At 62.6% G+C, this 24,987-nt stretch carries 22 protein-coding genes; 15 read left to right on the top strand and 7 right to left on the bottom strand.

The window, feature by feature from the left end:
- Window positions 1-7: 7 nt before the first annotated feature.
- Together clpA and ABZ728_RS15650 are read left to right on the top strand one after the other, a co-directional pair.
- Window positions 8-2,317: an ATP-dependent Clp protease ATP-binding subunit ClpA gene (gene clpA / locus ABZ728_RS15645; RefSeq protein ID WP_366657209.1), complete on the top strand. Its 2,310-nt coding sequence runs from the start codon at window positions 8-10 to the stop codon at window positions 2,315-2,317.
- Window positions 2,314-2,823 (top strand): nucleoside deaminase, encoded by a 510-nt coding sequence (locus tag ABZ728_RS15650; protein WP_366657156.1) that lies wholly within the window; start codon window positions 2,314-2,316, stop codon window positions 2,821-2,823. Before clpA ends, ABZ728_RS15650 begins: the two co-directional genes overlap by 4 nt.
- A gap of 33 nt (window positions 2,824-2,856) precedes the next feature.
- On the opposite strand, the gene ABZ728_RS15655 is transcribed toward ABZ728_RS15650, so the two are convergent.
- The 4 genes from ABZ728_RS15655 to ABZ728_RS15670 all read right to left on the bottom strand — a co-directional run bounded on the left by ABZ728_RS15655 (window position 2,857) and on the right by ABZ728_RS15670 (window position 7,415).
- On the bottom strand, window positions 2,857-4,050 hold the full coding sequence (locus ABZ728_RS15655; protein WP_366657157.1) for a GNAT family N-acetyltransferase: 1,194 nt from the start codon (window positions 4,048-4,050) through the stop codon (window positions 2,857-2,859).
- A gap of 27 nt (window positions 4,051-4,077) precedes the next feature.
- The gene (locus ABZ728_RS15660; protein ID WP_366657158.1) at window positions 4,078-4,542 is read right to left on the bottom strand and encodes a RidA family protein; all 465 of its coding nucleotides are present in this window, start codon (window positions 4,540-4,542) and stop codon (window positions 4,078-4,080) included.
- Window positions 4,543-4,660: 118 nt separating this feature from the next.
- Window positions 4,661-5,812, bottom strand: coding sequence for a glycosyltransferase family 2 protein (locus ABZ728_RS15665; RefSeq protein ID WP_366657159.1), 1,152 nt, complete (start codon window positions 5,810-5,812; stop codon window positions 4,661-4,663).
- A complete protein-coding gene (locus ABZ728_RS15670; protein ID WP_366657160.1) occupies window positions 5,802-7,415 on the bottom strand; it encodes a glycosyltransferase family 39 protein in 1,614 nt (537 codons plus the stop codon). Before ABZ728_RS15670 ends, ABZ728_RS15665 begins: the two co-directional genes overlap by 11 nt.
- 238 nt (window positions 7,416-7,653) lie before the next feature.
- Between ABZ728_RS15670 and ABZ728_RS15675 the strand changes: the two genes are divergently transcribed.
- Window positions 7,654-8,208 carry a MarR family transcriptional regulator gene (locus ABZ728_RS15675; RefSeq protein WP_366657161.1) on the top strand — a complete coding sequence of 185 codons (555 nt, stop codon included), beginning with the start codon at window positions 7,654-7,656 and terminating at the stop codon, window positions 8,206-8,208.
- 187 nt (window positions 8,209-8,395) lie between these two features.
- Window positions 8,396-9,919 (top strand): amidase, encoded by a 1,524-nt coding sequence (locus tag ABZ728_RS15680; protein WP_366657162.1) that lies wholly within the window; start codon window positions 8,396-8,398, stop codon window positions 9,917-9,919.
- 253 nt (window positions 9,920-10,172) lie between these two features.
- Here ABZ728_RS15680 and ABZ728_RS15685 read toward each other — a convergent pair whose 3' ends face one another.
- The gene (locus tag ABZ728_RS15685) at window positions 10,173-11,468 is read right to left on the bottom strand and encodes a substrate-binding domain-containing protein (RefSeq protein ID WP_366657163.1); all 1,296 of its coding nucleotides are present in this window, start codon (window positions 11,466-11,468) and stop codon (window positions 10,173-10,175) included.
- 328 nt (window positions 11,469-11,796) lie between these two features.
- Here ABZ728_RS15685 and ABZ728_RS15690 point away from each other — a divergent pair, with 328 nt between their 5' ends.
- Together ABZ728_RS15690 and ABZ728_RS15695 are read left to right on the top strand one after the other, a co-directional pair.
- The gene (locus tag ABZ728_RS15690; protein WP_366657164.1) at window positions 11,797-13,158 is read left to right on the top strand and encodes a PRC-barrel domain-containing protein; all 1,362 of its coding nucleotides are present in this window, start codon (window positions 11,797-11,799) and stop codon (window positions 13,156-13,158) included.
- Between the two features lie 242 nt (window positions 13,159-13,400).
- The gene (locus tag ABZ728_RS15695) at window positions 13,401-13,907 is read left to right on the top strand and encodes a MarR family transcriptional regulator (protein WP_366657165.1); all 507 of its coding nucleotides are present in this window, start codon (window positions 13,401-13,403) and stop codon (window positions 13,905-13,907) included.
- A 16-nt stretch (window positions 13,908-13,923) separates the two neighbouring features.
- Here the strand turns inward: ABZ728_RS15695 and ABZ728_RS15700 are convergent, their stop codons facing one another.
- Both ABZ728_RS15700 and ABZ728_RS15705 read right to left on the bottom strand, forming a co-directional pair.
- Complete coding sequence (locus ABZ728_RS15700; RefSeq protein ID WP_366657166.1) at window positions 13,924-14,427, bottom strand: MarR family transcriptional regulator; 504 nt, start codon at window positions 14,425-14,427, stop codon at window positions 13,924-13,926.
- Between the two features lie 5 nt (window positions 14,428-14,432).
- Window positions 14,433-14,993 carry a flavin reductase family protein gene (locus tag ABZ728_RS15705; protein ID WP_366657167.1) on the bottom strand — a complete coding sequence of 187 codons (561 nt, stop codon included), beginning with the start codon at window positions 14,991-14,993 and terminating at the stop codon, window positions 14,433-14,435.
- 213 nt (window positions 14,994-15,206) lie between these two features.
- On the opposite strand from ABZ728_RS15705, the gene ABZ728_RS15710 reads away from it, so the two are divergent.
- From ABZ728_RS15710 to ABZ728_RS15750, 9 genes are all read left to right on the top strand, one after another.
- Window positions 15,207-16,256, top strand: coding sequence for a 2,5-dihydroxypyridine 5,6-dioxygenase (locus ABZ728_RS15710; RefSeq protein ID WP_366657168.1), 1,050 nt, complete (start codon window positions 15,207-15,209; stop codon window positions 16,254-16,256).
- Window positions 16,253-17,074 carry an alpha/beta fold hydrolase gene (locus ABZ728_RS15715; RefSeq protein ID WP_366657169.1) on the top strand — a complete coding sequence of 274 codons (822 nt, stop codon included), beginning with the start codon at window positions 16,253-16,255 and terminating at the stop codon, window positions 17,072-17,074. Before ABZ728_RS15710 ends, ABZ728_RS15715 begins: the two co-directional genes overlap by 4 nt.
- 12 nt (window positions 17,075-17,086) lie before the next feature.
- The gene (locus ABZ728_RS15720; protein ID WP_366657170.1) at window positions 17,087-18,358 is read left to right on the top strand and encodes an acyl-CoA dehydrogenase; all 1,272 of its coding nucleotides are present in this window, start codon (window positions 17,087-17,089) and stop codon (window positions 18,356-18,358) included.
- A 36-nt stretch (window positions 18,359-18,394) separates the two neighbouring features.
- Entirely contained in the window at window positions 18,395-19,930 is a 1,536-nt protein-coding gene (locus ABZ728_RS15725) for an AMP-binding protein (RefSeq protein ID WP_366657171.1), read from the top strand.
- Window positions 19,931-20,009: 79 nt separating this feature from the next.
- Window positions 20,010-21,062 (top strand): TRAP transporter substrate-binding protein, encoded by a 1,053-nt coding sequence (locus ABZ728_RS15730; RefSeq protein ID WP_366657172.1) that lies wholly within the window; start codon window positions 20,010-20,012, stop codon window positions 21,060-21,062.
- Window positions 21,043-21,579, top strand: coding sequence for a TRAP transporter small permease (locus ABZ728_RS15735; protein WP_366657173.1), 537 nt, complete (start codon window positions 21,043-21,045; stop codon window positions 21,577-21,579). The genes ABZ728_RS15730 and ABZ728_RS15735 overlap by 20 nt, the downstream gene beginning before the upstream one ends.
- A gap of 56 nt (window positions 21,580-21,635) precedes the next feature.
- Window positions 21,636-22,925, top strand: coding sequence for a TRAP transporter large permease (locus ABZ728_RS15740; protein WP_366657174.1), 1,290 nt, complete (start codon window positions 21,636-21,638; stop codon window positions 22,923-22,925).
- A 111-nt stretch (window positions 22,926-23,036) separates the two neighbouring features.
- Window positions 23,037-24,152 carry a tryptophan 2,3-dioxygenase family protein gene (locus ABZ728_RS15745; protein ID WP_366657175.1) on the top strand — a complete coding sequence of 372 codons (1,116 nt, stop codon included), beginning with the start codon at window positions 23,037-23,039 and terminating at the stop codon, window positions 24,150-24,152.
- 17 nt (window positions 24,153-24,169) lie between these two features.
- Window positions 24,170-24,955, top strand: a complete 786-nt coding sequence (locus ABZ728_RS15750; RefSeq protein WP_366657176.1) for an enoyl-CoA hydratase — start codon at window positions 24,170-24,172, stop codon at window positions 24,953-24,955.
- The last annotated feature ends 32 nt before the right edge of the window (window positions 24,956-24,987 follow it).

A 24,987-nucleotide genomic window follows, 5' to 3' on the forward strand; every position in this document is an offset into this window, starting at 1 on the left:
CGGCTTAATGCTCTCAAGAAATCTCGAGCAGACCCTTCATCGGGCACTGGGCTATGCGAACGATCGTCGACACGAATACGCGACGCTGGAACATCTGTTGATGGCGCTGTCGGAGGATCAGGACGCGCTCGCGGTGATGAAGGCGTGCGGGGTGGACATCGACCGCCTCAGGAAGGATGTGACCGCCTATATCGACAACGAGTTGTCGAATCTGGTCACGACGCGCCTGGACGATGCGAAGCCGACCGCCGGTTTCCAGCGCGTCCTGCAGCGCGCTGCCATACATGTGCAGTCGAGCGGCCGCGAGGAAGTGACAGGGGCCAATGTTCTGGTCGCGCTGTTCTCCGAACGCGAAAGCCACGCGGTCTATTTCCTGCAGGAGCAGGACATGACCCGGTTCGACGCCGTCAATTATATCTCCCATGGGATTGCCAAAGCCCCGCATCGGGGGACATCGGCGGAGGGTGCGCGCGTGTCTGGAACGGACGAAGAACCCAGTGGCGAAAAGGGAGCCAAGAAGACCAACGAGGCTCTTCAGGCCTATTGTGTCAACCTCAACATCAAGGCGGCGAACGGGAAAATCGACCCGCTGATCGGCCGCGAGCAGGAAATCGAGCGAACGATCCAGATCCTTTGCCGCCGGTCCAAGAACAACCCGCTTTATGTCGGTGATCCCGGTGTCGGCAAAACCGCCATTGCAGAGGGGCTGGCCAAGCGCATCGTCGATTCCGACGTCCCTGACGTCCTGAACGATGCAACGATCTTCGCGCTGGACATGGGGTCGCTTCTGGCCGGCACGCGCTATCGCGGCGACTTCGAGGAAAGGCTGAAGGCCGTCCTTGCGGAGTTGGAGACGGTCGAGAATTCCGTTCTGTTCATTGACGAAATCCATACCGTTATCGGTGCCGGTGCCACCTCGGGCGGCGCCATGGACGCTTCGAACCTGCTGAAGCCCGCGTTGGCATCCGGCGCATTGCGGTGCATCGGATCGACGACCTACAAGGAATACCGGAACTACTTCGAAAAGGATCGGGCGCTGGTGCGCCGCTTCCAGAAGATCGATGTCGGCGAGCCGTCGATCGAGGACGCCGTCAAGATCCTCCGCGGCCTGAAGCCGTATTACGAAAAGCACCACAATGTGCGCTACACGAATGATGCCATCCGTCTGGCCGTCGAATTGTCGGCCCGGTATATCGGTGACAGAAAGCTGCCCGACAAGGCCATCGATGTCATCGACGAGGTCGGTGCTGCGCAGATGCTGGTGGCGCCATCCAAACGCAAGAAGACGATCGGCGTTCGCGATGTCGAAATGATCGTTTCGAAGATCGCGCGCATTCCGCCGAAGAACGTCAGCCGCGACGACAAGGCGATCCTGCAGACGGTCGAGCGCGATCTGAAAACTCTCGTTTTCGGGCAGGATCCGGCGATCGAGGCATTGGCCAGTGCCATCAAGCTCTCGCGGGCCGGGTTGCGCGAAGCCGACAAGCCGATCGGCAACTACCTGTTCTCGGGCCCGACAGGCGTCGGCAAGACCGAGGTGGCGCGGCAGCTCGCGCGGATCATGGGAATCGAACTCCGCCGCTTCGATATGTCGGAATACATGGAGCGTCACTCCATAAGCCGCCTGATCGGGGCACCGCCGGGCTATGTCGGCTTCGACCAGGGTGGTTTGCTGACCGACGCCATCGATCAGCATCCGCATTGCGTGCTGCTGCTGGACGAGATCGAGAAGGCGCATCCGGACATTTACAATGTTTTGCTGCAGATCATGGATCACGGCAAGCTGACGGACCATAACGGCAAGATCGTCGATTTCCGCAACGTGATCCTGATCATGACCACGAATGCCGGCGCCATGAACATCGCCAAACCGGCCATCGGGTTCGAGCGGACGAACCGGATGGGCGAGGATACCGAGGCGATCAACCGGACCTTTACGCCGGAGTTCCGCAACCGGCTGGACGCCGTGGTTCCGTTTGCCCATCTGTCAGAGGAAGTCATCGACAGCGTCGTCGACAAGTTCATCATCCAGCTGGAGTTGCAGCTTGCCGACCGCCGGGTGTCGATTGAGCTGACGGATGAGGCGCGCAAATGGCTCGGTCGCAAGGGCTATGATCCGTCCTATGGTGCCCGCCCGCTGGGCAGGGTCATCCAGGAACACATCAAGAAGCCATTGGCGAACGAGTTGCTGTTCGGCCGACTGGTTAATGGCGGCCTTGTCCGGGTCCGTACCGAAGGCGATGGCCTCGCGTTCGACTATCCCGATGCGCCGGAAGATGGCGATGCCCGCAAAGAACCGGCGATGGTCGACGGATGACCATTGACGGTATGACGGACGAAGGCGCAACCACCGCCGCCGACCGCCGGTGGTTGCGCCGCGCCATTGCATTGTCGCGGTCGGGCATGGAGGCCGACTGCGGCGGTCCGTTCGGTGCGGTGATCGTTCGTAACGGAGCCGTACTCGCCGAAGGTTCCAATCGGGTTACGTCTGATAACGATCCGACGGCTCACGCCGAGATCGTTGCGATCCGCCGGGCCTGTGCCGCTGCTGACGATTTCTCGTTGGCCGGTGCTGTCCTTTATGCCTCGTGCGAACCGTGCCCGATGTGTCTTGCGGCGGCCTACTGGGCGAGGGTGGATCGGATCGTCTTTGCTGCTTGTCGCGATGATGCCGCCGCCGCAGGTTTCGACGACGCCCACATCTACCGGGAACTTGCTCTGGCGCCCGACCAGCGATCATTGCCGATGGTGGCGCTGCTGCGCGACGAGGCCAACGCCGTCTTCTCCGTGTGGAACCAGAAAGAAGACCGTATCGCCTACTGATCCGGCCTCGGATTTGTTTTCCCCTGGCGGGAATTACTCCGAGCGGCCGGGTGGCGTGCGTTTGAAAGGTGCAAAGCCGGCCAGGTCTTCCATGTCTTCGGCAATGTGGACTGCTTCCTGCTCGACGAAATTGGCGACGGCCCGGCGCAGCCCCTGATGAGAAATATAGTGAGCACTGAATGTGCGAACCGGCAGGTATCCGCGCTGGATCTTGTGTTCGCCTTGCGCACCGGCCTCGACCTTCGTCAGGCCGTTATCGATCGCAAAATCCATAGCCTGATAATAGCATGCTTCGAAATGCAGAAACGGGATATGCGTATCGCATCCCCAGTTGCGCCCGAATAATGTATCATTTCCGCGCAGATTCAGCGCGCCGGCGATTGTCCGTCCGTTATAGTCGGCAAGCACCAGCACAACGCTGTCGGCCATTGTCTCGCCCAACAAGCCGAAAAATTCCCGGTTGAGATACGGAATGCCCCATTTGCGCGATCCGGTATCCTCGTAAAATCGATAGAAAGCGTCCCAATGCTCGGGTCGGAGGTCGTCGCCGGTAACTGCATGCATGCGCACACCGGCATCGGCCACCTCGCGGCGCTCGCGACGGATCTGTTTCCGCCGTCGGCTGGTCAGGGTCGCCAGGAAATCGTCGAAGCTGTCATAGCCATCGTTGAACCAATGATATTGCTGCCCGACCCGCTGAAGCCAGTCGCGCCGCCCGAACCGTTCCCATTCATGTTCGGTCGGAAACGTCACATGGGCCGATGAGAGACCGTTGCGACGGCAGAGCGACGCCATGCCGTCGATCATGGCATCGATGATCGTTTCGCGGTCCGGGGTGTCGGGGGCAACGAGCAGGCGGGGCCCGGTCACAGGCGTGAACGGGACGGCCGACTGCAGTTTGGGATAATAGGAGCCACCGGCACGTTCGAACGCCGCCGCCCAACCATGATCGAACACATATTCGCCATAGCTGTGCCCCTTCAGGTATAGCGGCGCGCACCCGACGACGCCGCTGCCGCCGGGCGGATTGCCGGTTTGTGTGACGACCAGATGATGCGGCAGCCATCCCGCCTCGCGGCCGACGCAATCGGAATCCTCCAGCGCCTTGAGGAACGCATGGCGGATGAACGGGTTGGACAGCCCGGCGCAGCGATCCCAATCGGCGGCGCCGATCTGGTCGATGGACGACACGGCACGAATCTCCAGGCGTGCGGGCTCATCAGCCATGGTGATCGTTCCGCTTGCCGCCGTTGTTCAGGCGACCTCGATAATGGCTTCGACCTCGACCGCGACACCCATGGGCAAGGACGCGACCGTCACCGCCGACCGTGCGTGGCTGCCGGAGTCGCCGAAGATCTCTGCCATCAGATCGGAGGCGCCGTTGATCACCTTGGGGGCATCGGGGAAACTCGGAACGCCATTTACGAATCCGACCAGTTTGACGACGCGGACGACCTTGTCCAGGTCGCCCAGGGCTGCCTTGGCCTGGGCCACGATGTTCAGGGCGCAAGTCCGGGCGGCGGCATAGCCGTCTTCGACGGCGTATTCCTCGCCCAGCTTGCCGGTATGGGTGATCTTGCCATCCTGAACGGGGATCTGGCCCGATATGAACAGGAGATTGCCGGTCCTGACCGTAGGGACATAATTCGCAGCCGGTGCCGATGCTGCCGGCAATACGATGTTCCGCTCGGAAAGCCGGGCTTCGATTTTTCCTGTCATGTCGCTCGTATCCTTGATGCTGGACTTCGCCCGCCAGTGGGCGAAGCGGTTTCGATTGGTGTTGCGCGCCATGATAATTCCATCGCAGTTTAACGCAATGGGCCAAAGGCTCGCGGATCTAGCGGGTGCGCCAGGTGAAGATCGTCGATGCGGCATAGTTCCACACGGCGCCGACGACGGCGCCGGCAATACCGGCCGCCCACCAGATGACGTCGCCTTCATAGATCATCGTGGCGACGCCGACATTGGCAACCGCCCCGACGCTGCAGACCAGATAGAACGACAGCAGCCCGCGAATAACGGCCCGCCCCTTCAGGCGGCGGTCGCGGAATGTGATCAGGTTGTTGAGCAGGAAGTTCCCCGTCATCGACACCAGCATGGCGGTGGTCTGCGACACCGCGAATCCGAATCCGATCGCCAGCGATGCCGCCAGAACGGCAAGGTGGACCAGGACGCCGATGCCGCCGACGGCGGCAAACAGCGCAAACCGTACGGGCACGAAACGCCCGACCGTCTTGTCGAGCAGCAGCATCAGAAAATCCCAGACGACCTGGGCATCCAGCTTGCTTTCGCCGAAGGTGCGGCTGCGGAAGGTATAGGGCAATTCGGCGAAAGTCAGGGGCTTGGGCGACGACGCGAAAAGGTCGAGAAGGATCTTGAAGCCCTGACCGGAAAGCGACGGGGCGGCCCGGTCGAAGGCCTCCCGCCGCATGAGGAAAAAGCCGCTCATCGGGTCGGTCAGGCGAACACGCGTCACCAGACGGCTGAGAGCGTTTGCAAAGCGGCTGATCGCGATGCGGTGACCCGACCATTCGCCGGTTCCACCCCCGGCGACGTAGCGGCTGCCGATGACGATGTCGAGCCCGTCGGCTCTGATCTGCCGCAGCATGTCGGGCAGCAATGTCTCGTCATGCTGCATGTCGGCGTCGATGACGGCGAAATAGGGCGCGGCGCTGGCCAGCACGCCGTCGATGCAGGCCGATGACAGTCCCCGCCGGTCGATGCGCCGAAGGCAACGGATGCGCGAGTCCGTTCGCGCCCGTTCGATCACACGCGCCGCTGTTCCGTCGGGGCTATCGTCGTCGACGAAGATCGCTTCCCATTCGATGCCGGCGAGGGCCGTGCGCAGCTTCGCCAGCAACGGGTCGACATTGTCGCGCTCGTTGAATGTGGGAATGACGACGGTCAGCTCCGGCGCCTGGTAAGCCGAGGCCGGGCCGGCGGATCGATCGGTCGCGGGCAATGCAATGCCCGTGGGGTCAGCGTCCATGGGAGTCACGGTCGAAGCGGTCAGGGTAGGGAAGCCGATAGGGCTCTAGCAGATCGCGGACCGGGATGAAAGACACCGGCACTTCTGCCCGGCCGCCACGGTCGATGGTGATGTCGTGGCGGGGGCCGGTCCCGGCGAACCTGTCTGCGGCGGCCTCGCCGTGCCTGTCGATGGTGTCACGCCGGCCGATGATGACGGCATCGCGCCCCTCGAAGGTCGATGGATCCGCCATAAAGGCGAAATGCCGCGGGTCGCTGCAGAAACACACGATGGGCATGTCGGGGCCGAGCGCCTGGCCGATCTTTCCGCCTTCGAGCCAATGGAGGGCGACCACGAACCGATCCCCCCCGTCGAGCAGATCGGACGACTCCAGGGCGACGCGAAGCTCGCGCCATGTCAGGGCCTCGACGGTCGGATCGGATCCCTCGAAGGTTGGAACGGCGGCCCGTATCCACCCCGTGGCCGTATGAGTGGCGAGTATGATCGTGATCGCCGCCAGCAGGACGGCGCTCGCTGTCAGCCACCAGCGGGTCACCGCATTGCCTGATCTCAGGCGCCCGGCGACGGCGGCGCCCAGAAGCGGGAAAATCATCAGCCATCCCGGAGCCTGCCAGTGGAACAGGCCGCGCGACCCCCACATGACGACGATGGTAAAGACAAGGATCGGTCCGGCGCCCAGACAGACAAGGAACCAGCGGCGCGGATCACCGGGGCCGGCCAGGGCGGCGCGCACGAAGACCCAGGCCAGCGGGACAAAGATCCATGGCAGTATCCAGGCGGCCTGGCCTGCGATGTTCGACAGGATGCGGTCGGGGCGCAGTTCGTCGCCGGGGGCGCCGCGTCCGCCCTGAAACGCAATCGAGACGAAGTCGTGCTGGATGTTCCAGATCAGAACCGGGCTGGCGACGGCGGCGGCGATCAACGCGCCGATCCACGGGCCGGGCGAGGTCAGCCAGTGGCGGGAGCCGCGGTGCGACAGCAAAAACACCAGTACGCCGACGAACAGGAAGACGCCATGATATTTGCTGAGCATGGCCAGACCGCCGAAGAGTCCGGCCAGCGACCACGCACCCAGCATCTTGTGCCGTTCGTGCCGGGCATCGACCCGTAGTTCACGGGGCAGCAGGATATTGGCCAGGACCAGGGCGGCGGCAAGCAGCGCGGCCATGAGCGGGCCGTCGGGCAGTGCCCAGCCGCCCGTCGTCAGTGAAAAGACCGCCGAAAGGTTCAGCAGCAGTGCCGCCGCAACGCCGGACCAGGGATCGCACAGCTTTGCCGTCAAACGGTACATCAGCCAGGTGGTCAGGGCGAAAATCGCGATGAACGGCAGCCTGATCACGACGGGATGTTCGGTTCCGGTCAGCCAGGCCGTCGCGTGGATAATCCAGTAGTGCAGCGGCGGGTGATCGAAGTAGCTCAGGCTGAGCGTCCGGGAAACGGTCGTAACATAGGATTCGTCCACGCCCAGCCCGATCGACGCGGCATTGACGATCCGCATGATCGTTCCGATCGCGAGGATGGCCGCCATGGCGGCGGTCGGCGAGATGGTGCGTGACAGCTGCGTCACCGTCGTGTCGGGGCCTGGGCGGGCGTGGGCGTTCATTGTTCAGAGTACCGCTGTTCCGGGGCTGCGACGGGGTAGCGTCTCAGGCCATCTGCGTCCAGCACCCATTCGGCAATTGTCCGACGCGACGGGCCGGGGGGTGTCCCCATTGCATCGTGGGCATGGCAGCTATAGATCGTTTGACGGAGCAGATTTTTCGCCTGATACTATACCGAGGTTGCGCTACCAGCGTGCAAACCTGCTTTCGCCTTCCAGGCTTCGTCAGAGGTATCGATCCGTGAGCGACCACCAACCCATGATTCACTATCTTACCTATCTCCTGACACAGGCTGATCGCCAAGGCGCCGCACATCTGGACGGGATTGTTCGTGAAGAAGGCATCACGATCGAGCAGTGGCGGATTCTGCGGGTGCTATCCGACGGATTCGGCTGGACAATGGGCGATCTGGCCGAAGCGGCTTTATTGACTCTGCCCACGCTCACGCGGGTGGCCGACAGAATGGTCGGGCAGGCGTTCATCTACAGGGCTACCGATCCGGCCGATCGACGCAAGGTCGTTATCTATCTGTCCGACAAGGGGCGCGCCGTCGGGAGCCGTCTTCACGGACGCGTGATCGAACAACAGCAGAAATTGTTCGCCGCGCTCGGACGCGAGAAAGCTGAGCAATTGATGTCCCTGCTTCAGGAGCTCAACGCCGCCTCCGACGATGTCGCTCCCATGCGGGATGAAGAGAACGCTACCGATAGCGATCATCAGGGTGTGCTGGACGCAGACCCAATGCTGCACCCGCAAGCCGCCGAACAGTTGGCGAGGCCGGATTCCGTTTCTTGAATCCAGCGTTCTCCACACGGAATGGCCCCATGCGCTTTCGTGAGGATTTGGTGGCATTTTGAAGTAAAAACTTTTATTTCGCGATTTTTTTGCCCGGTGATACAACTTTAAGTGTCATTAACGGGCGTTTATCTCCACTGAAAGGTGATGCGCCTGAACCAGAAATTCTGAATGGGTTCCTAAACGCATGCCCCTACCGCTTCCTACTCATCGCCGGCTTTCCGAGCTTTCCGAGCAGTTCGGCTTCTCATTGAGCGAACAGGCTATTGACAGCTATCGCGAACTGATGACGCCGAACATCGAGGCATATCGCGTCGTTGACGCCATGGTCGATGATCCTCTGGCCGTCAAATACCCGCGGACGCCCGGCAGCCGGCCCGATGCCGCCGACAACCCGATGAACGCCTGGGCCGTCAAATCGACGATCAAGGGCGCAGACAGTGGCCCCCTGGCCGGCAAGCGGCTCGCCATCAAGGACAATGTGATGGTTGCCGGGGTGCCCATGGCCAACGGGTCCTCGACCCTCGAAGGATATGTCCCGGAGGCCGACGCCACGGTCGTCTCGCGCATTCTGGATGCTGGCGGCGAGATCGCGGGCAAGGCGACATCGGAGTATTTCTGCCTGTCCGGTGGAAGTCATACCAGCGCAACCGGTCCGGTCCACAATCCGCATCGGCACGGCTTCAGCGCCGGGGGATCGTCGAGCGGCTGCGGAGCGTTGGTTGGCGCTGGCGAAGTGGACATGGCCATCGGCGGCGACCAGGGTGGTTCGATCAGAATGCCGGCGGCGTTTTCCGGAATTTGCGGCATGAAGCCCACCTATGGCCTTGTGCCCTATACGGGCATCATGCCGATCGAAATGACCATAGATCATACCGGCCCCATGACACGGACGGTTGCCGATAACGCGGTGCTGCTTGAGGTGATCGCGGGAGAAGACGGTCTGGATCCGCGCCAGTACGCGCCGCGGACCAGTGTCTATTCCCAGGGCGTGTCTGCTGGTGCCGACGGCATGACCATCGGCGTTCTGGCCGAGGGGTTTGGCCATGACAACAGCGAAGCGGCTGTCGATGAAGGTGTCCGCGAGGCAGCGCGCCGACTGGAAGGGCAGGGGGCGGTCATTCGACCCGTTTCGGTGCCGATGCATCGGGAGGGGCTGGCGATATGGACACCGATCATCCTTGAAGGGTTCGTCGACGTCCTGATGAGCGGAAATGCCTGCGGCACCAACTGGCGCGGCTATTACCCGGTTTCGCTGGCCGATGCGCATTCCCGCTGGCGGCTGCGCGCCGATGAAATGCCCGACACGGTGAAGCTGTCGATGCTGGTTGGGGCGCATATGGCCGATGCTCATCAAGGACGGCTGTATGCCAAGGCCCAGAATCTTGCCCGCCGGTTGAGGCTTGCCTACCACACAGTGTTGCGTGGCGAGGTCGATGCCCTCTTGCTGCCGACCCTGCCGATGACGGCGACGCCGATTCCCGGAGACGACGCTCCCACAGCTCTGATCATTCAACGTGCTTTCGAGATGATTGCCAATACGGCGCCATTCAATGTGACGGGACATCCGGCCATCTCGGTACCCTGTGCAACATCAGGTGGTCTGCCGGTCGGGGCGATGATCGTCGGACGTCATTGGGACGAATTCAATTTGTATCGGGCCGCCGCGGCGCTGGAGCGCTCGGCCGATTGGACGAAATGCGCGATGTGATGTCTCGATGGGCGCCGCGCCTTGTGTCGGGACAGGTGCTGGCGGACGGGTCGGAATCTTTCGGCTCGATCCCCAGCATTGACACGGATCGGGCGCAGCGCGGCCACGAAGTGACGCGCTGCCGTCCCGGGATCTCGTGTAGCTACTCTCGATCGTGACAATCGAACCGCGTGCATCCGGTTCGGGATCCCCGCTCGGTGTCGGTACGATCGGGGTGGGCGAGGATGTACAAGAAATCTGTGAATTTCGCAGGTTACCTGCCGGGGGACTGATTCGGGATGCCGTGGATGGTCTTCAGCATCTGATCCTCGACCTTGGCGATGAAGATAGGTGTCGAGACATGATTGCCCACTAACTGGCGCCGTCCTCGCGGTCCATCGAAAGTGAGCCCCTCGGCGATGTCGGCCAGAGCAGAGAATTGCGTGCTCCCTGCGGTTCGCACCATCTCGGCGTACAGGCGGACGCCCTCGTAGCACAAGGCACTGAACCGGTTGAGAACTGGTGCCGTATTTGAAAAACGGCGCAGATACTGGGTCGAGAACGATATGTTTGGCGCCGAGCGCAGGCTGCCGAAATAGGCGCCGCTCGTGTAGAGCTCCTCACCGGCATCCGGGATCAGTGCCAGCAGGACATTTTCCTCCAGCGCCGGACAGAAGCGTTTGATCGATTTGTCCAGGCCTCGGGCGACGAACTGTCGGTTGAAATGTACCAGATCCTGTCCCACGAGACTGACCATAACCGCATCCGGCTTTGACGCCTCGATTCGGCGGATCGAACTGTCGTGATCCTCCTGTCCCAGGGGAACGAAATGATCGTCGGCGACGCAGCCGCCAATTTCGCCGATATACCGGTGTGCGGCGCGGTGGGAGACATGCGGCCAGATGTAATCGTTGCCGATCAGTGCCCAGCGTCTCGTCCCGAAGGTTTTCGAGAACCATAGGACGGCCGGGCGGACCTGTTGGTTGGGTGTTTCACCGATAGGATAGACGCCGGTTGCCGTTTCCCCGCCCTCGTATAGAGGTGTGTAGATATAGGGGATCCGGCTTTGGATCGCAGCGACCAGCGCGACACGGACGGCACTGATATGCATGCCGATCAGCGCGTCAATATTGCCATCTCGCAACATGATCTCGGCAGCCGTCGCCACTTCTTCCGGCGAACGTCCGGCATCGACGACAGACATCGTAATCGGGCGCCCGCCGACACCCCCGTTCGCGTTTATCTCATGGACGGCCAGATCGGCGCAGCGGTGGCATGATGGTCCCCAGATGCCGGCAGCGCCTGACAGCGGAATGAAAATACCGATATTCAGGGGGCGGCCCGAAGGTTCGTTTCGCAAAAAGCGCGCCCGCCCAAAAGGCAAAGCAGGTGATATCCTGTGGCGTCGATGGTCCGGGCCGATCATTGGCCGATGGATCACGGAGCTTGTCGGCGCCGCGGTCGTAGCGCGCGGGCGAAGGCTGATCCCATTTGCCTGTGCAGTCCCGTTCACGGTCTCATGAAGGGTCAACGCATTCCAATGGGCGGTTAGGTATGACCGTCCCTGCATGCCGGCAATGTCCCATAACAGCTATAAATCGTTGGATAAGCCTGAATTTTCCCCGGATAATAGTGCAACCGGGCTGTGTGGGGAACAAAAAATACTACCTTTAAGGATTTTTCCTGTGGCCGGTTCCGCCTGCCGGGCCATAGGGGCGTATGAATGGTGGTACGCGTTGGCCGGATGGCATCCCCAGTATAAAAAATTTTATGTAATTATAACTCTCATGGTCTTCATGTGCTGAGTAAATTACGGATTTCGTCGATGGAACAAAGGTTATGGCTCGTGGGTTTATAGGCAAGCGTCATTGAGACGACTAAAATTGTAGGGAGTAAGTATGATGATGATGAAGAAATTGAATGCAGCGATGTTGGCAACGAGCGCTTTAATCGTTGTGCCGTCCATGGCGCTGGCCGATAGCCAGGCAGAAAATACTTCGATTCAGAATGTACAGACCCGGCCGCTCGATATTGTCGTGCAAGGTGAGAGTTTCCGTTCTCTCGATGTTGTCAACAGGCAAGGCGAGACGCTGGGGCGCATTGAAGACTTCATCATAGATTTCCGTGACTCGTCCGTTCTCTATACACTGTTGGCTACCGACTCGGGATCTTCGGCGGCGCGTGGAGAAACCCGGACCGAGGCCCAGACTGAAGCCGAGCAGCAGGATTCCGAGCAGGAGCAGGACCGGGCGACTGAGGGAAGCGGTGAACAGGCCCTGTACCCTGTTCCCGTTGATGCGCTGCAGTTGGTCGAAATGCAGTCCCTGACCCAGTCCGGTGACCAGCCTCAGGACGAGGGCCAGCCTCAGGACGAGGGCCAGCAGGAAGAACAGCCTGCGGAAGAGCAGTCGGGAGAAGAGCAGCCTGCGGAAGAGCAGGAGCAGTCGCCAGCTGACAATCTGGATGAAAATCTGGCAAGCGCCACCATCAACGATATCCAGGGGATGACCGTTGCGACCCAGGAAGGCGAAACGATTTCCGATGTTGCCGAGGTCATAAATCTGAACGGCGAACCTCATTTCGTCCTTGGTGTTGGCGGCTTCCTTGGTATCGGAGAATCCAGCGTCGCGATCCGGGCTACGCAGTTCAGTTACGACGCCGAAAACGAACGTCTGGTTCTGCCGCTTACCGAAGACCAGATACGAGACCAGCCTGAGGTCGAATACACAGACGAGGCGGTTCTGCCCCCCGATATGCTGTTGAGCCAGGCTTATGAGGCACAGCAACCGCAGGAGCAGCAGCAGGAGCAAGAGCAGGAGCAGCAGCAGGAGCAAGAGCAGGAGCAAGAGCAGGAGCAGCAGCAGGAGCAGGAGCAAGAGCAGGAGCAGGAACAGCAGCAGCAGGAGCAGGAGCAGGCTCAGCCCCAGCCCCAGCAGCAGTCCGGAGCAGAAGTCGGTCCCGGCCATCGGCTGGAAGGAATGGCGCTTCTCCTCGACATCAGCCGCGAAGATCTGGCGAACGCCCCAAGCTATGCACAAGGCGGTTTCCCAGATGTCGAGGATCCTGCCTGGCACGAGGCGATCGTCGCGTTTTACGATGAGATACTAGGCGGCGCCGAGACGGGCGGTGCTGAGTCGCCGTCGCAGGAAATGCCGGATTCTGAAGCGACCGAGGAAGAATCGGACATGGAATCCGACGAATCCCCGGATGATCAGTCTGAAAGCGACAATGGTGACGCTGAAAGCGAGACCCAGAACTGAAGCCAGAAAGCGTCTACCGCTGCACATGACTGAAAGTGTCGGATGATCCCGACATAAGGGCTCCCGCCACAATGGCGGGGGCCTTTTTTCGTCGTGCCGTCGATAGAGCGACAGCAGGTGTTCTGAAACGGTGGTGGCGTCTTCTTTACGACGCTTCGGAAATGGTATCGAATAGCCTGAATGATCGCTGATGCCGGAACCGGGTTTCGTCACCGTGCGATAATCAAGATGGGGGCCTCGGATTGACAGCTATCGACGATGCCGATCGGGCGCCTGACGATATTGACGATCTCCTGGCGAGGCCCGGTCACCTGATCCGGCGGCTTCACCAGATTGCCGTTTCCATATTCTTCGACGAGATCGACGGCCAGCAACTGACGCCGGTCCAGTATGCCGCGATGGTCGCAATACGCGCACGGCCCGGCATCGATCAGGCAGGGCTTTCGCGGGCGATCGCCTTCGACCGGTCGACCATCGGTGGCGTCATCGACCGTTTGGAGCACAAGGGGTATGTGGAGCGCCGATTGAGTCATTCCGATCGACGGACCCGGCAGTTGTTCCTGAAGCCGGATGGCGATGCGTTGCTGAGCCGGTTGTCGGACGCGGTCGATCAGGCGCAGACGCGACTTCTGGCGCCACTGTCAAAGGATGAAAGTCAGAAGCTGATGGCGATGCTGCGCCGGCTGGTCGACGCCAACAACGACCTGAGCCGGTCGCCCGTCATTGGCACGAAAACGCGTGGCGAGTAGGGCTGCGATTCCGCTATTACAGGGACCGCCCCCCGGACCGGGCAATCAGCATGCGCAGCGCTTCTTTCAGCAGAGCGACTTCTGTCTCGCTGTATCCCTTGAGGATTGCGGCTTCATGCCGTTTGGCGTCCAGCAGAAGCCGCGAAACAAGTTCCCGGCCCTTGCCGGTGATATAGATCCGGACGCGTCGCCGATCTCCGGCGTCGGCCGCGCGGCTGACGATGTCATCGGCTTCGAGGCGGTCGATGATCCTTGTCAGTGTCGGCTGTTTGTAAAGCGTCTTGCGGGCCAGATCGCCGACCGGCAATCCGTCCCCGTCGGACAATGTCGCCAGGACCCGCCATACCGGGACGGAAAAGCCCATCGATTCCACATGGGCATGGAACTCCCGCGCGACGAGATGGGCGGCGTGGGACAGCAGATAAGACAGGTAATCGTCAATGAAGCGCTCGCCGGAACTGGCGCCCGCCGCGGTTTGCGGCGCGTCGACAGGGTCCGATGTGATCGTGTCATCCGCCACCGGCTTCACCGGACACTCGGCGGCTCAGACAGGTCCGGCTCATACAGGTCCGGCGCCGACAGATAACGCCCCCCGAAGAAGACCAGCGGCGCTCCGCCGCGTTCTTCGAAGGCCACCACCCGTCCGATGAAGATCACATGGTCGCCGACGTCGTGGGATGCGTGGACACGGCAGTCGAACCATGCCAGGCCGTCGGGCAGGATCGGGCAGCCGGTTGTGCCGGGGAACCACGGGACGCTGGCGAACTTGTCCTCGACCGGACGGGCGAAACGGGCCGAAAGTGACTGCTGATCTTCTGACAGGATGTTGATGGCAAAACGGCCGCCTTCCCGGAATGTTGCGAGATTGGGCGATTCCCGGGACAGACTCCAGGACACCAGCGGCGGATCGAGTGACACGCTGGCAAAGCTGTTCGCCGTCACGCCGACCGGTCGGCCCCGGGTGCCAATTCCGGTTACGATGGTCACCCCGGTTGCGAAATGGCCGAGCGCGGAGCGCAGCGTGCGCCCGTCAAGCGCCTGAGTGGTTGTTGTTTCGGGCGCCGTACCCGCCGCCATCCCTGCCATGGGGCTCCTCCCATCCTGAAGCCGGTCGTTCGACGATACGAAAGCGGGTTCCATGAACCTCAAATTATGACTTTTCATGGAATTATATTTCTGATACTTTGTCAACTATGGTTTTTTGCTGCGCCGCACAGGCGATTGGGGCGACGAGGTCGGATTCGGCTGTCCGAATGCGTTCCGGAAAAAAAGCTCACAGCGACAGACAGGGGGCCGGCAATGCTCAACGACCGAATCGAGGCGGCATGGATCGATGCCTTCGCAGCCGTCTTTGATCAATGTGCCGTTCGTCCCGGCGATCATGTCGCCATCCTGTCCGAAACGCAGTCGCGCAGTCTCAATGTTCATCTGGCGGAGCTGGCCCTGCTGAGGCTTGACGCCCGGGCGTTTCATGTCGTGGTCCCGACGCAGCCACCTTCGGCGCCGGTCCCTGTCCGCTCGACCGGCGCCAGTCAGGCGCTGGGCGGGCAGGGCCCTGCGGTCACCGCGTTGGCTGACAGTTCGCTGGTCGTCGACCTGACGGTCGAGGGGCTTTTGCACGCACCGGAACTGCCCGATATTCTGGCACGCGGCGCACGCGTGCTGATGGTCAGCAACGAACATCCCGAGGCGCTGGCCAGGCTGGTGCCCGATCCGGCGCTCGAACCGGCGGTCAAGGCGGCGGTCAAGGAGGTCCGCGCGGCCCGCGAAATGTCGGTGACCTCGCGCGTCGGCACCGATCTGAGCGTGGCGCTGGCCGAGGCCCGCACCGTCGGTGTCTGGGGCTACTGCGACCGGCCCGGAACGGTGGCGCACTGGCCCGGCGGCGTCGTCGTATCCTTTCCCGCGCGCTCCAGCGTCAACGGCACGCTGGTGCTCGACGCCGGCGACGTCAACCTGACCTTCAAGCGCTATCTCGAACGTCCCGTCACCCTGCGCATTCACGACGATTACGTGACCGATATCGCGGGCGAGGGCACGGATGCCGAGCTGATGCGGCGGTATTTTGCCGCCTGGGGCGATCGCGACGCCTATGCCGTTTCTCATGTCGGCTGGGGCATGAACCCGCGCGCCCGGTATGAAGCGCTCGCCATGTACGGCCAACGCGATACCAACGGCACTGAACTGCGGGCATTTGCCGGTAATTTTCTGTTCAGTACCGGCGCCAACGAGTTCGCGGGCCGCTATACCGCCGGGCATTTCGATATCCCGGTGCGCGGCTGCACGATCGCGCTGGACGGCCGGGCGGTGGTCGAGGACGGCGATCTTGTCGGCGGAGAAGGCCCATGACCGTCCGGATCGGCGGCCGCGAGGCAGAGACATTTCCTGCGCAGGGAAACGTTCCGGCCAGCCTGCGAACCGGCGGCGTCGGGCCGACGGTGGTTCTGCTTCACGGGATCGGCGGCGCGGCCCGGTACTGGACGCCGCAGCTCGCGGCGCTTGCCGACCGCTGGCGCCTCGTGGCCTGGGACATGCCGGGCTATGGCCTGTCGCCCGCGCTTGACTCCATGACCTTTCCGGCCCTTGCCGACCGGGCGAAGGCGCTGATCGACGATCTGGATGACGGGCCTGTAACCGTGCTGGGCCACTCCATCGGCGGCATGGTCGCGCAGGAACTCGCCGCCACCTGTCCGGAGATCGTGGGGCGGCTGATCCTGTCGGGCACCAGCCCGGCATTCGGGCGGCCGGACGGCGATTGGCAGGCCCGGTTCCTGAGTGAACGTCTGGGGCCGCTGGATGCCGGGCACACCATGCCCGAACTGGCAACCTCGCTGGTTGATGGGTTGGTTGGCAACGATCCGGACCCCGAGGGCATCAGCCTGGCCGTCGACTGTATGGGGTCGGTCTCCGAGGCCGTCTATCGACAGTCCATGGAATGCCTGGTGACCTTCGACCGGCGCGAGGCGCTGGCCGGTATCGCCGTACCGACGCTGCTGGTGGCCGGGGAAAAGGACACCAACGCCCCGGCGCCGATGATGGAAAAAATGGCCGGGAAGATTCCCGGCGCCCGGTTCGCCGTTATCGCCGAAGCCGGCCATCTGGCATCCCTTGAGCGGCCTGACGCCTTCAGCGCGCTGGTGCGCGCGTTCCTGACAGAAACCGATTGAGGAGTGAAGACCATGGGTGGTGCATCCAGCGGGGTGATCGTGCCTGATGCGCCGATTTTCGATCCGTCGGCATTTCGGCTGACCGACCGTCAAGCCGATCTGCTGGCCACGGTGCGCCGCCTCGGACAGACGGTGCTGGCCGACCGCGCCGCCGAATACGACCGCGACGCCCGCTTTCCGTCAGAGAACTATCGCGATCTGCACCGCGAGGGGCTGCTTGGCGTCTGCATTCCGGAATCCGATGGTGGCTTCGGCGCCGATTTTCAGACCTATTGCCTGGCCGCTGCGGAAATGGGCCGCTATTGCGGCGCCACCGCGCTGACCTGGAACATGCATGTCTGTTCGACGCTGTGGACCGGCGCGCTAACCGACGATCTGGACATGGATGCCAATACGCGCCACGCGCATCATCAGCGCCGGTCGGTTCACTATCGGCGTATTCTCGAAGACGGGGCGATCTATTCCCAGCCGTTCTCGGAGGGCGGGGCGGCGGCCGCCGGAACGGTGGCGTTCGGGACCGAGGCCCGGCCGGTGGAGGGTGGCTGGATCGTCAACGGCAAGAAGATCTTCGCATCGCTCGCCGGCCATGCCGACTATTACGGCGTTCTCTGCACCGAGGTGACGGAGGGCGAGAAGGCGAGCCGCCGCAATACGCTGTATCTGGCGCTGCCGGCTGGCGCCGAGGGTGTATCGGTCGTCGGTGATTGGGATCCGCTGGGCATGCGCGGCACTGTTTCGCGCACCCTGTTGTTCAAGGACGTGTTCGTTGCGGAAGATGCGTTGCTGATGCCGCGGGGCGTCTATTTCCAGGCGGCTGGGCAATGGCCGCACATGTTCCTGACGCTGTCGCCCAGCTATATGGGCATGGCTCAGGCGGCCTACGATTTTACCGTGCGCTATCTCAGGGGCGAGCAGCCGGGCACGCCGCCGGTCAAGCGGCGCATGTTCCCGACCAAACAGCTTGCGGTCGCACAGATGCATGTGATGCTGGAACAGACCAAGGCTCTGTGGTTCCAGGCGATCACCGAGGCCGGCGCCAATCCGTCCAGGGAACAGGTGCTGCGCGCCTACGCCGCTCAGCACACGGTCATGGAAAACGCCAACGAGATTGCCCGGCTGGCGATCCGGACTTGCGGCGGGCAATCGATGCTGAAGACGCTGCCGCTGGAACGCTATTATCGTGACAGCCGGTGCGGGTCGCTGATGCTGCCATGGACGGCGGAAATCTGCCTCGACAGAATCGGGCGCGAGTCGCTCTACCTTTCCGGTGAGACAGACGACTAAGGATATGACGGGTCGCAAGAAAGGCTAGACGGGCGAATGGATCTGTCGCGTTGGATCGACCGGCATGCGGTCTTCACCCCGGACAAGCCGGCGATCGTGTCGGCCGCGGGCACGTTGAGCTATGCGGACATGGCGGGCCGCGTCGCGGCGGTCGCCCGGCTTCTGAAATCGGCCTATGGCGTCGATCGCGGCGACCGGGTGGCGCATCTCGGCTACAACAGCGCCGACATGCTGGTGGTTCTGTTCGCCTGCGCGCGTCTCGGCGCCATGTTCGTGCCGATGAACTGGCGTCTTGCGCCGCCGGAACATGCCTTCATCCTGTCCGATGCGGCGGTCAAGGTGCTCGTTGCCGATACTGCGTTCAACGAGACCATCGCCGAGGTGACCGCCGGCCGCGCCGGAATCCGGGCCATTGGACTCGACGGCGCGCTGGGGAACGCCGATGCCCTCGACGATCTGCTCGCCACGCCGGATGTCAGATCGGGGGATGACTGCAATCCGCATGTTGATCTCTCTTGCCCGTTCCTGATCGTCTACACGTCCGGGACGACGGGGCAGCCGAAAGGCGCCGTCCTGACCCAGAGAGCGCTGTTCTGGAACGCGGTGCAATCGACGCATATGCACGACCTGACGGGGCGGGACCGGATTCTGACGGTACTGCCGATGTTCCATGTCGGCGGCCTGAACATCCAGACCCTGCCGGGGCTGCATGCTGGCGCGACGGTACTGCTTCACGACCGCTTCGACCCCGGCCGGACGCTGGCGGCCATTGCGGCGGACCGGCCGACACTGACGGTTCTGGTTCCCGCCACGCTGGAAGCCGTGCTTCGCCACCCGGCGTTTCCCGACACCGATCTGTCGTCGCTCAGGCTCGTCACCACCGGATCGTCAATGGTGCCGCAGGACCTGATCGATGCCTATGCCGACCGGGGTGTGACGATGATCCAGGTCTATGGCTCGACCGAAACGGCACCGATTGCGATCTATCAGCAGGAATCCGGGGCACCGTTCAAGCCCGGCAGCACGGGGCGGCAGGGCCTGCACTGCGACGCCATGGTCGTCGGTTCCGACGGCCGGCCGGTGCCGGACGGCAGCGACGGCGAGATCCTGGTGCGCGGACCGCAGGTGATGTTCGAATACTGGGGCAACAGCGCCGCGACGACGGAAGCCCTGCGCGACGGCTGGTTTCATACCGGCGATATCGGTTACCGCGACGCCGACGGCGACTATTTCATCCATGATCGCAAGAAGAACATGATCATTTCCGGCGGCGAGAATATCTATCCGGCCGAGGTCGAGCGCGTGCTGCGCGGCTGTCCCGGCGTGGCCGATGTTGCCGTCGTCGGACGCCCGGACCCGAAATGGGGCGAAACGCCGGTGGCGGTGATTCTCGCCGAAGACGGGGGCGAGCCCGATCCGGATGCCGTTCTGGGCTGGCTGCATGGACGGATCGCGCGATTCAAGCATCCGCGGGAAGTCATGTTCGTTCGCGAATTGCCCAGAAATGCGATGGGCAAGGTGCAACATCACCGCGTCAGGGATATGATCGACGCTAGGGATCGGTCATGCTGACCGGGATCGATCGCGCCGGCCGACCAAAAGCGGGCATCGAAGAACCACATCAACCATGAAGAATATGGAGACAGGGACAATGGAGGCACCAAAACTCACCACCGGCATCGCCACGGCGGCGCTGATGGCCGGGATTGTCGGCGGCGGCGGACTGTCCGCCGGGGCCGCGGGGGCCGAGACGCTGCGGGTCGCCAACTGGCTGCCGCCATCCCATCCGATCGTCCGCGACATGGTTCAGCCCTGGGCGGCAAATGTCGAGGAAGCGACCGAAGGACGGGTCACCGTCGATATTCTGGACGCACCGCTGGGCCCGCCGCCGGCGCATTTCGACATGGCGGCCGACGGGATCGCCGACGTGACCTTCGGCGTCCACGGCTATACGCCGGGCCGATTCACGCTGACCCAGATGGTCGAAGTGCCCTTCCTGGGCGACAGCGCCGAGGCGCTGTCGGTTGCCTACTGGCGCGTCCATGAAGAGCATCTGGCCGAGGCCAACGAGCACGAGGGCGTACAGGTTCTCGGCGTCTTCACGCACGGCCCCGGTCACATCTTCAATACCGTGCAGCCGGTCGAGGCGGTCGAGGATCTCGACGGCATGAAGCTGCGTGTCGGCGGCGGTATCGTCAGCCAGGTGGCCGATCTGCTGAATGTCGTCACCGTTCCGGCGCCGTCGACCGAGACATACGAACTGCTGTCCAACGGCGTCGCCGACGGCATTCTGTTCCCGCATGAAAGCGTGCCGTTCTTCAACCTGGAAGGCGTGCTCGAATACGGCACCATCGTGCCGGGCGGCCTCTATAACACCAGCTTCTTCTTCGTCATGAACGCCGACCGGTTCGACGCGCTCAGCGCCGAGGATCAGGAGGCAATCATGAGCGTGTCCGGCGAGGACTTTTCCCGCATGGCCGGGCGCGCCTGGGACGAGGCCGACGCTGCCGGTCTTGAGGCCATCGAAGAAGCCGGCATCGAGATGATTACCGCATCTGATGCGATGATTGACTCGCTGCGCGAAACCCTTTCCCCAGTGGAAGAGGGGCTGGTTGAGTCCATGAACGAGGCTGGCGTCGATGGCGGGGCCGCGCTGGAAATGTTCCGCGCCGAAGTCGAGGCCTATGAACCCGGGACGGAATAATCGCGGTAACTGGCCCGACCGGATCGCGGCCGCCATTGCGGCGGTCGCGGCCACGGTGCTGCTGGCGATGATGGTGCTGACCTTCGTCGACGTGTTCGGTCGCTATGTCCTGAACCGGCCGCTGCCCGGCGGCTTCGAGGTGACGCAGATCCTGCTCGTGCTGCTGATCTTCGCCGGATTGCCGCTGGTGACCCGGCGAGAAGAGCACGTCCAGGTAACGCTGCTGAGCGATCTGCTGCCCGCGACCGCCCGGCGAATTCAGGCAGCGGCGGTCAATATGCTGATCGCCGGTCTGCTAGGCGTTGTCGCGTGGCGACTGTGGCATGTCGCTGAACGCGCGTTGTCGTTCGGCGATACGACGTCTTATCTGCGTATACCCATGGCGCCGGTCGTCTACGCCGCCGCCGGCCTTGCCGCGATGGCGGCATTGCTGGCTGCCGTCAACGGTATCTCGTATCTGTTCGGCCTTCGCCAGCGGCCTTCGTACAGCGAGGGCGCGTCGCCGCCCAACGCCTGACCTGCGGTGGCTGTCTTCCGCCGCATGTTCTCCTCCCCAGCAAGGTTGTCCCCGCCATGGAGCTTTGGCTTCCCGGCCTTCTGATCCTCCTGACCCTGATCGCGCTCGGCCTGCCGGTAGCTTTCGCCATGGGGTTGGTGGGATTCTTCGGTGTTGCGTCGGTGATCGGAACGGGTCCGGCCTTGTCGATGCTGGGACAGACGACGTTCGACACCGGGCTTTCCTATACCCTTTCAGTCGTGCCGCTGTTTATTCTGATGGGGAATTTCATCGTCAAGGCGGGCATGGCCGATGAACTGTATCGGGCGTCTTATGCCTTTCTCGGCCACCGGCGAGGTGGCCTGGCCATGGCGACGACCATGGCCTGCGGTGGTTTCAGTGCTGTCTGCGGCAGCTCGCTGGCGACGGCGGCGACCATGGCGCGGGTGGCCATGCCGTCGATGCGGCACTATGGTTATTCCGACCGGCTCGCCACCGGCGTGATCGCGGCGGGCGGGACACTCGGCATTCTGATTCCGCCCAGCGTCATTCTGATCATCTACGGCATTCTGACCCAGCAGAATATCGGCCAACTGTTCCTGGCCGGGCTGATACCCGGCATTCTGGGCATCATCGGCTATATGATCGCCGTGCGTATCCACATCCTGTTCAACCCCGATGACGGCCCGGCAGCACCGCCGATGCCGATGCGCGAGCGGTTTCTGGCGCTGTGGGGCGTCGTATCGGTGCTGACGCTGTTTCTGATCGTTATCGGCGGCATTTATCTGGGCGTGTTCACCTCAACCGAGGCGGCCGGGATCGGGGCGTTCGGCGCCTTTACCATCGCACTGGCCCGGCGGCGGCTGTCGATTCCGGTCATGTGGGAGGTTCTGGTCGATTCCGCTCGCACCACGGCAATGATGTTCGCCATCCTGATCGGTGCGGTGCTGTTCTCGAACTTCGTCAATCTGGCCGGCCTGCCCGGCGATCTGCTGGGCTGGCTGACGGCCTCGCCGATGGCACCGATCACGGTTATCCTGGTAATCCTGGGCATGTACCTTGTCATGGGCGCGGTGCTTGAAAGCCTGTCGATGATATTGCTGACCGTGCCGATCTTCTATCCGGTCGTCGAGGGGCTGGGTTTCGACCTGATCTGGTTCGGCATCATCGTCGTCGTCGCGGTGGAAATCAGCCTGATCACGCCGCCGATCGGTCTGAATGTCTTCGTGCTGAAATCGGTTCTGCGCGACGTGCCGACCGGCACGATCTTCAGGGGCGTGATCCCGTTCGTGCTGATCGATATCGTCCGGCTGCTGCTGCTTGTCTTCGTCCCGTCGCTGGTCCTGTTCCTGCCGTCGACGATGTAGCGACGTCGGCTTCCGGGCCTGCAGGTGTTGCGCCAGTCCATCGTATGCGGCAAACAGTATGCGGTTGCATCCGAATAGCCGGATGCCCCGGTCCTCCTGCGAGGCTTTGCCATGGGCGATTCCGAAAAGCGCGATCCGGTCTATTACGGCGGCTATCTGCAGTTGGACCGGCTGCTCGATTGCCAGAAGCCGCTGGCTGAAACCGTCGGTCGGCCGGCCCATGACGAGATGCTGTTCATCGTCGTGCACCAGGCTTACGAGCTGTGGTTCCGGCAGATCCTGTATGAACTGGACGAGATCGAGCGTCTGTTCGCCGAAGATCCGGTCAACGACCGATCGATGGGCCCGGCCGACAGGCTTCTCGGCCGCATACACGAGATCCTGCGCGTTGCGGTGCAGCATCTGGATATTCTGGAGACCATGACGCCGCTGGATTTCCTGGAATTCCGCGACGTACTCTATCCGGCGTCGGGCTTTCAGAGCGTCCAGTTCCGCATGATCGAGACCCGGCTGGGCCTGAAGCGTGCCGATCGGATGACCTATGACCGGCAGCCTTATGACGCCCGATTGTCCGAAGATGACCGCCAACGCATGCGCGAAGTCGACGAGAAGCCGTCGCTGTCGGACCTGATCGAACGGTGGCTGGAGCGTACGCCGTTCATGGAAACCGGCGGCTGGACATTTACCGAGGCGTTCCGCGCGGCGGTGAATGACGCGCTCGACCGCGACATCGCCTATCTGCGGGACGATTCAAGCCTCGACGACGAGCATCGCCAGCGCGAGGCTGCCCGGCTGACGGCGGCGAAGGGCCGCTTCGACGCCTTGTTCGATGCCGATGCCCATGCCGCCGCTCAGGCCGAGGGCCAATGGCGCTGGTCGATGCGCGCGCTGCAGGCGGCGCTGTTCATCAATCTCTATCGTGACGAACCGGTGCTTCATCTGCCGTTCCGCTGCCTCAGCCGGCTTATGGATCTGGACGAGGCACTGACAAACTGGCGCTATCGCCACGCCCTGATGGTGCAGCGGATGATCGGGTTGAAGATCGGCACCGGCGGGTCGTCGGGATCGGATTATCTGAAGACGACCGCAGACAAGCACCGGATTTTCAAGGATCTCTTCGCGTTGTCGACCTTCCTGATACCGCGGTCTTCGCTGCCCGCGTTGCCGGAGGGTCTGCGCGCCTCCATGGGCTTCAACTACGGGCCCATTACCGACCGCAAAGGCTGAAGGAACCGAAACACGCCATGTCAGTGCCAGACAAATCAGTAATTGTCGAAGAACGCCCGGAAGAGGGTGTCGCCGTCATCAGGCTCAACCGTCCGGACGTGCTGAACGCCCTGAATATGGAGGTGCGGCGTGCGCTGGCTGAACGCTTCACCGCGCTGGCCGACGATCCGTCGGTCAAGGCCGTCGTGCTGGCGGGGTCGGAAAAGGCGTTCGCCGCCGGGGCCGATATCGCCGAAATGAAGGATCTCGGCGTCGTGGAGCAATACCAGCGCCATGCCGAACGGCTGTGGCGGGCCATCGCGGCCTATCCGCGTCCGGTAATCGCCGCTGTCCGGGGCTATGCGCTGGGCGGCGGCTGCGAACTGGCGATGCATGCCGACATCATCATTGCCGGACAGGGCGCCCAATTCGGCCAGCCCGAGATCAGGGTCGGCATCATGCCGGGCGCGGGTGGCACCCAGCGGCTGTTGCGCGCGGTCGGTAAATACAAGGCGATGAAGATGCTGCTGACGGGCAAGCCGGTCGGCGCCGAGGAGGCGCTGTCGATGGGGCTGGTCAGCGAGATGGTGGAGGATGACGCGGTCGAGACAACCGCCATCGCCATGGCGAAAACAATAGCCGGAATGCCGCCGATCGCCGTGGAGCAGATCAAGGAAGTCGTGCTCGCCGGTCAGGATGCCCCGCTCGACACGGCGTTGGCGCTGGAACGCAAGGCAATGCAGATGCTGTTCGCCAGCGCGGATCAGAAAGAGGGCATGGCGGCATTCGTCGAGAAACGCCGGCCGGCCTACAAGGGCGAATGAAGCGGCCATACAGAACGCAAGGTAGCAGGATC

It is taken from the genome of Fodinicurvata sp. EGI_FJ10296, from assembly GCF_040712075.1.
Classification (GTDB): Bacteria; Pseudomonadota; Alphaproteobacteria; order DSM-16000; family Inquilinaceae; genus JBFCVL01.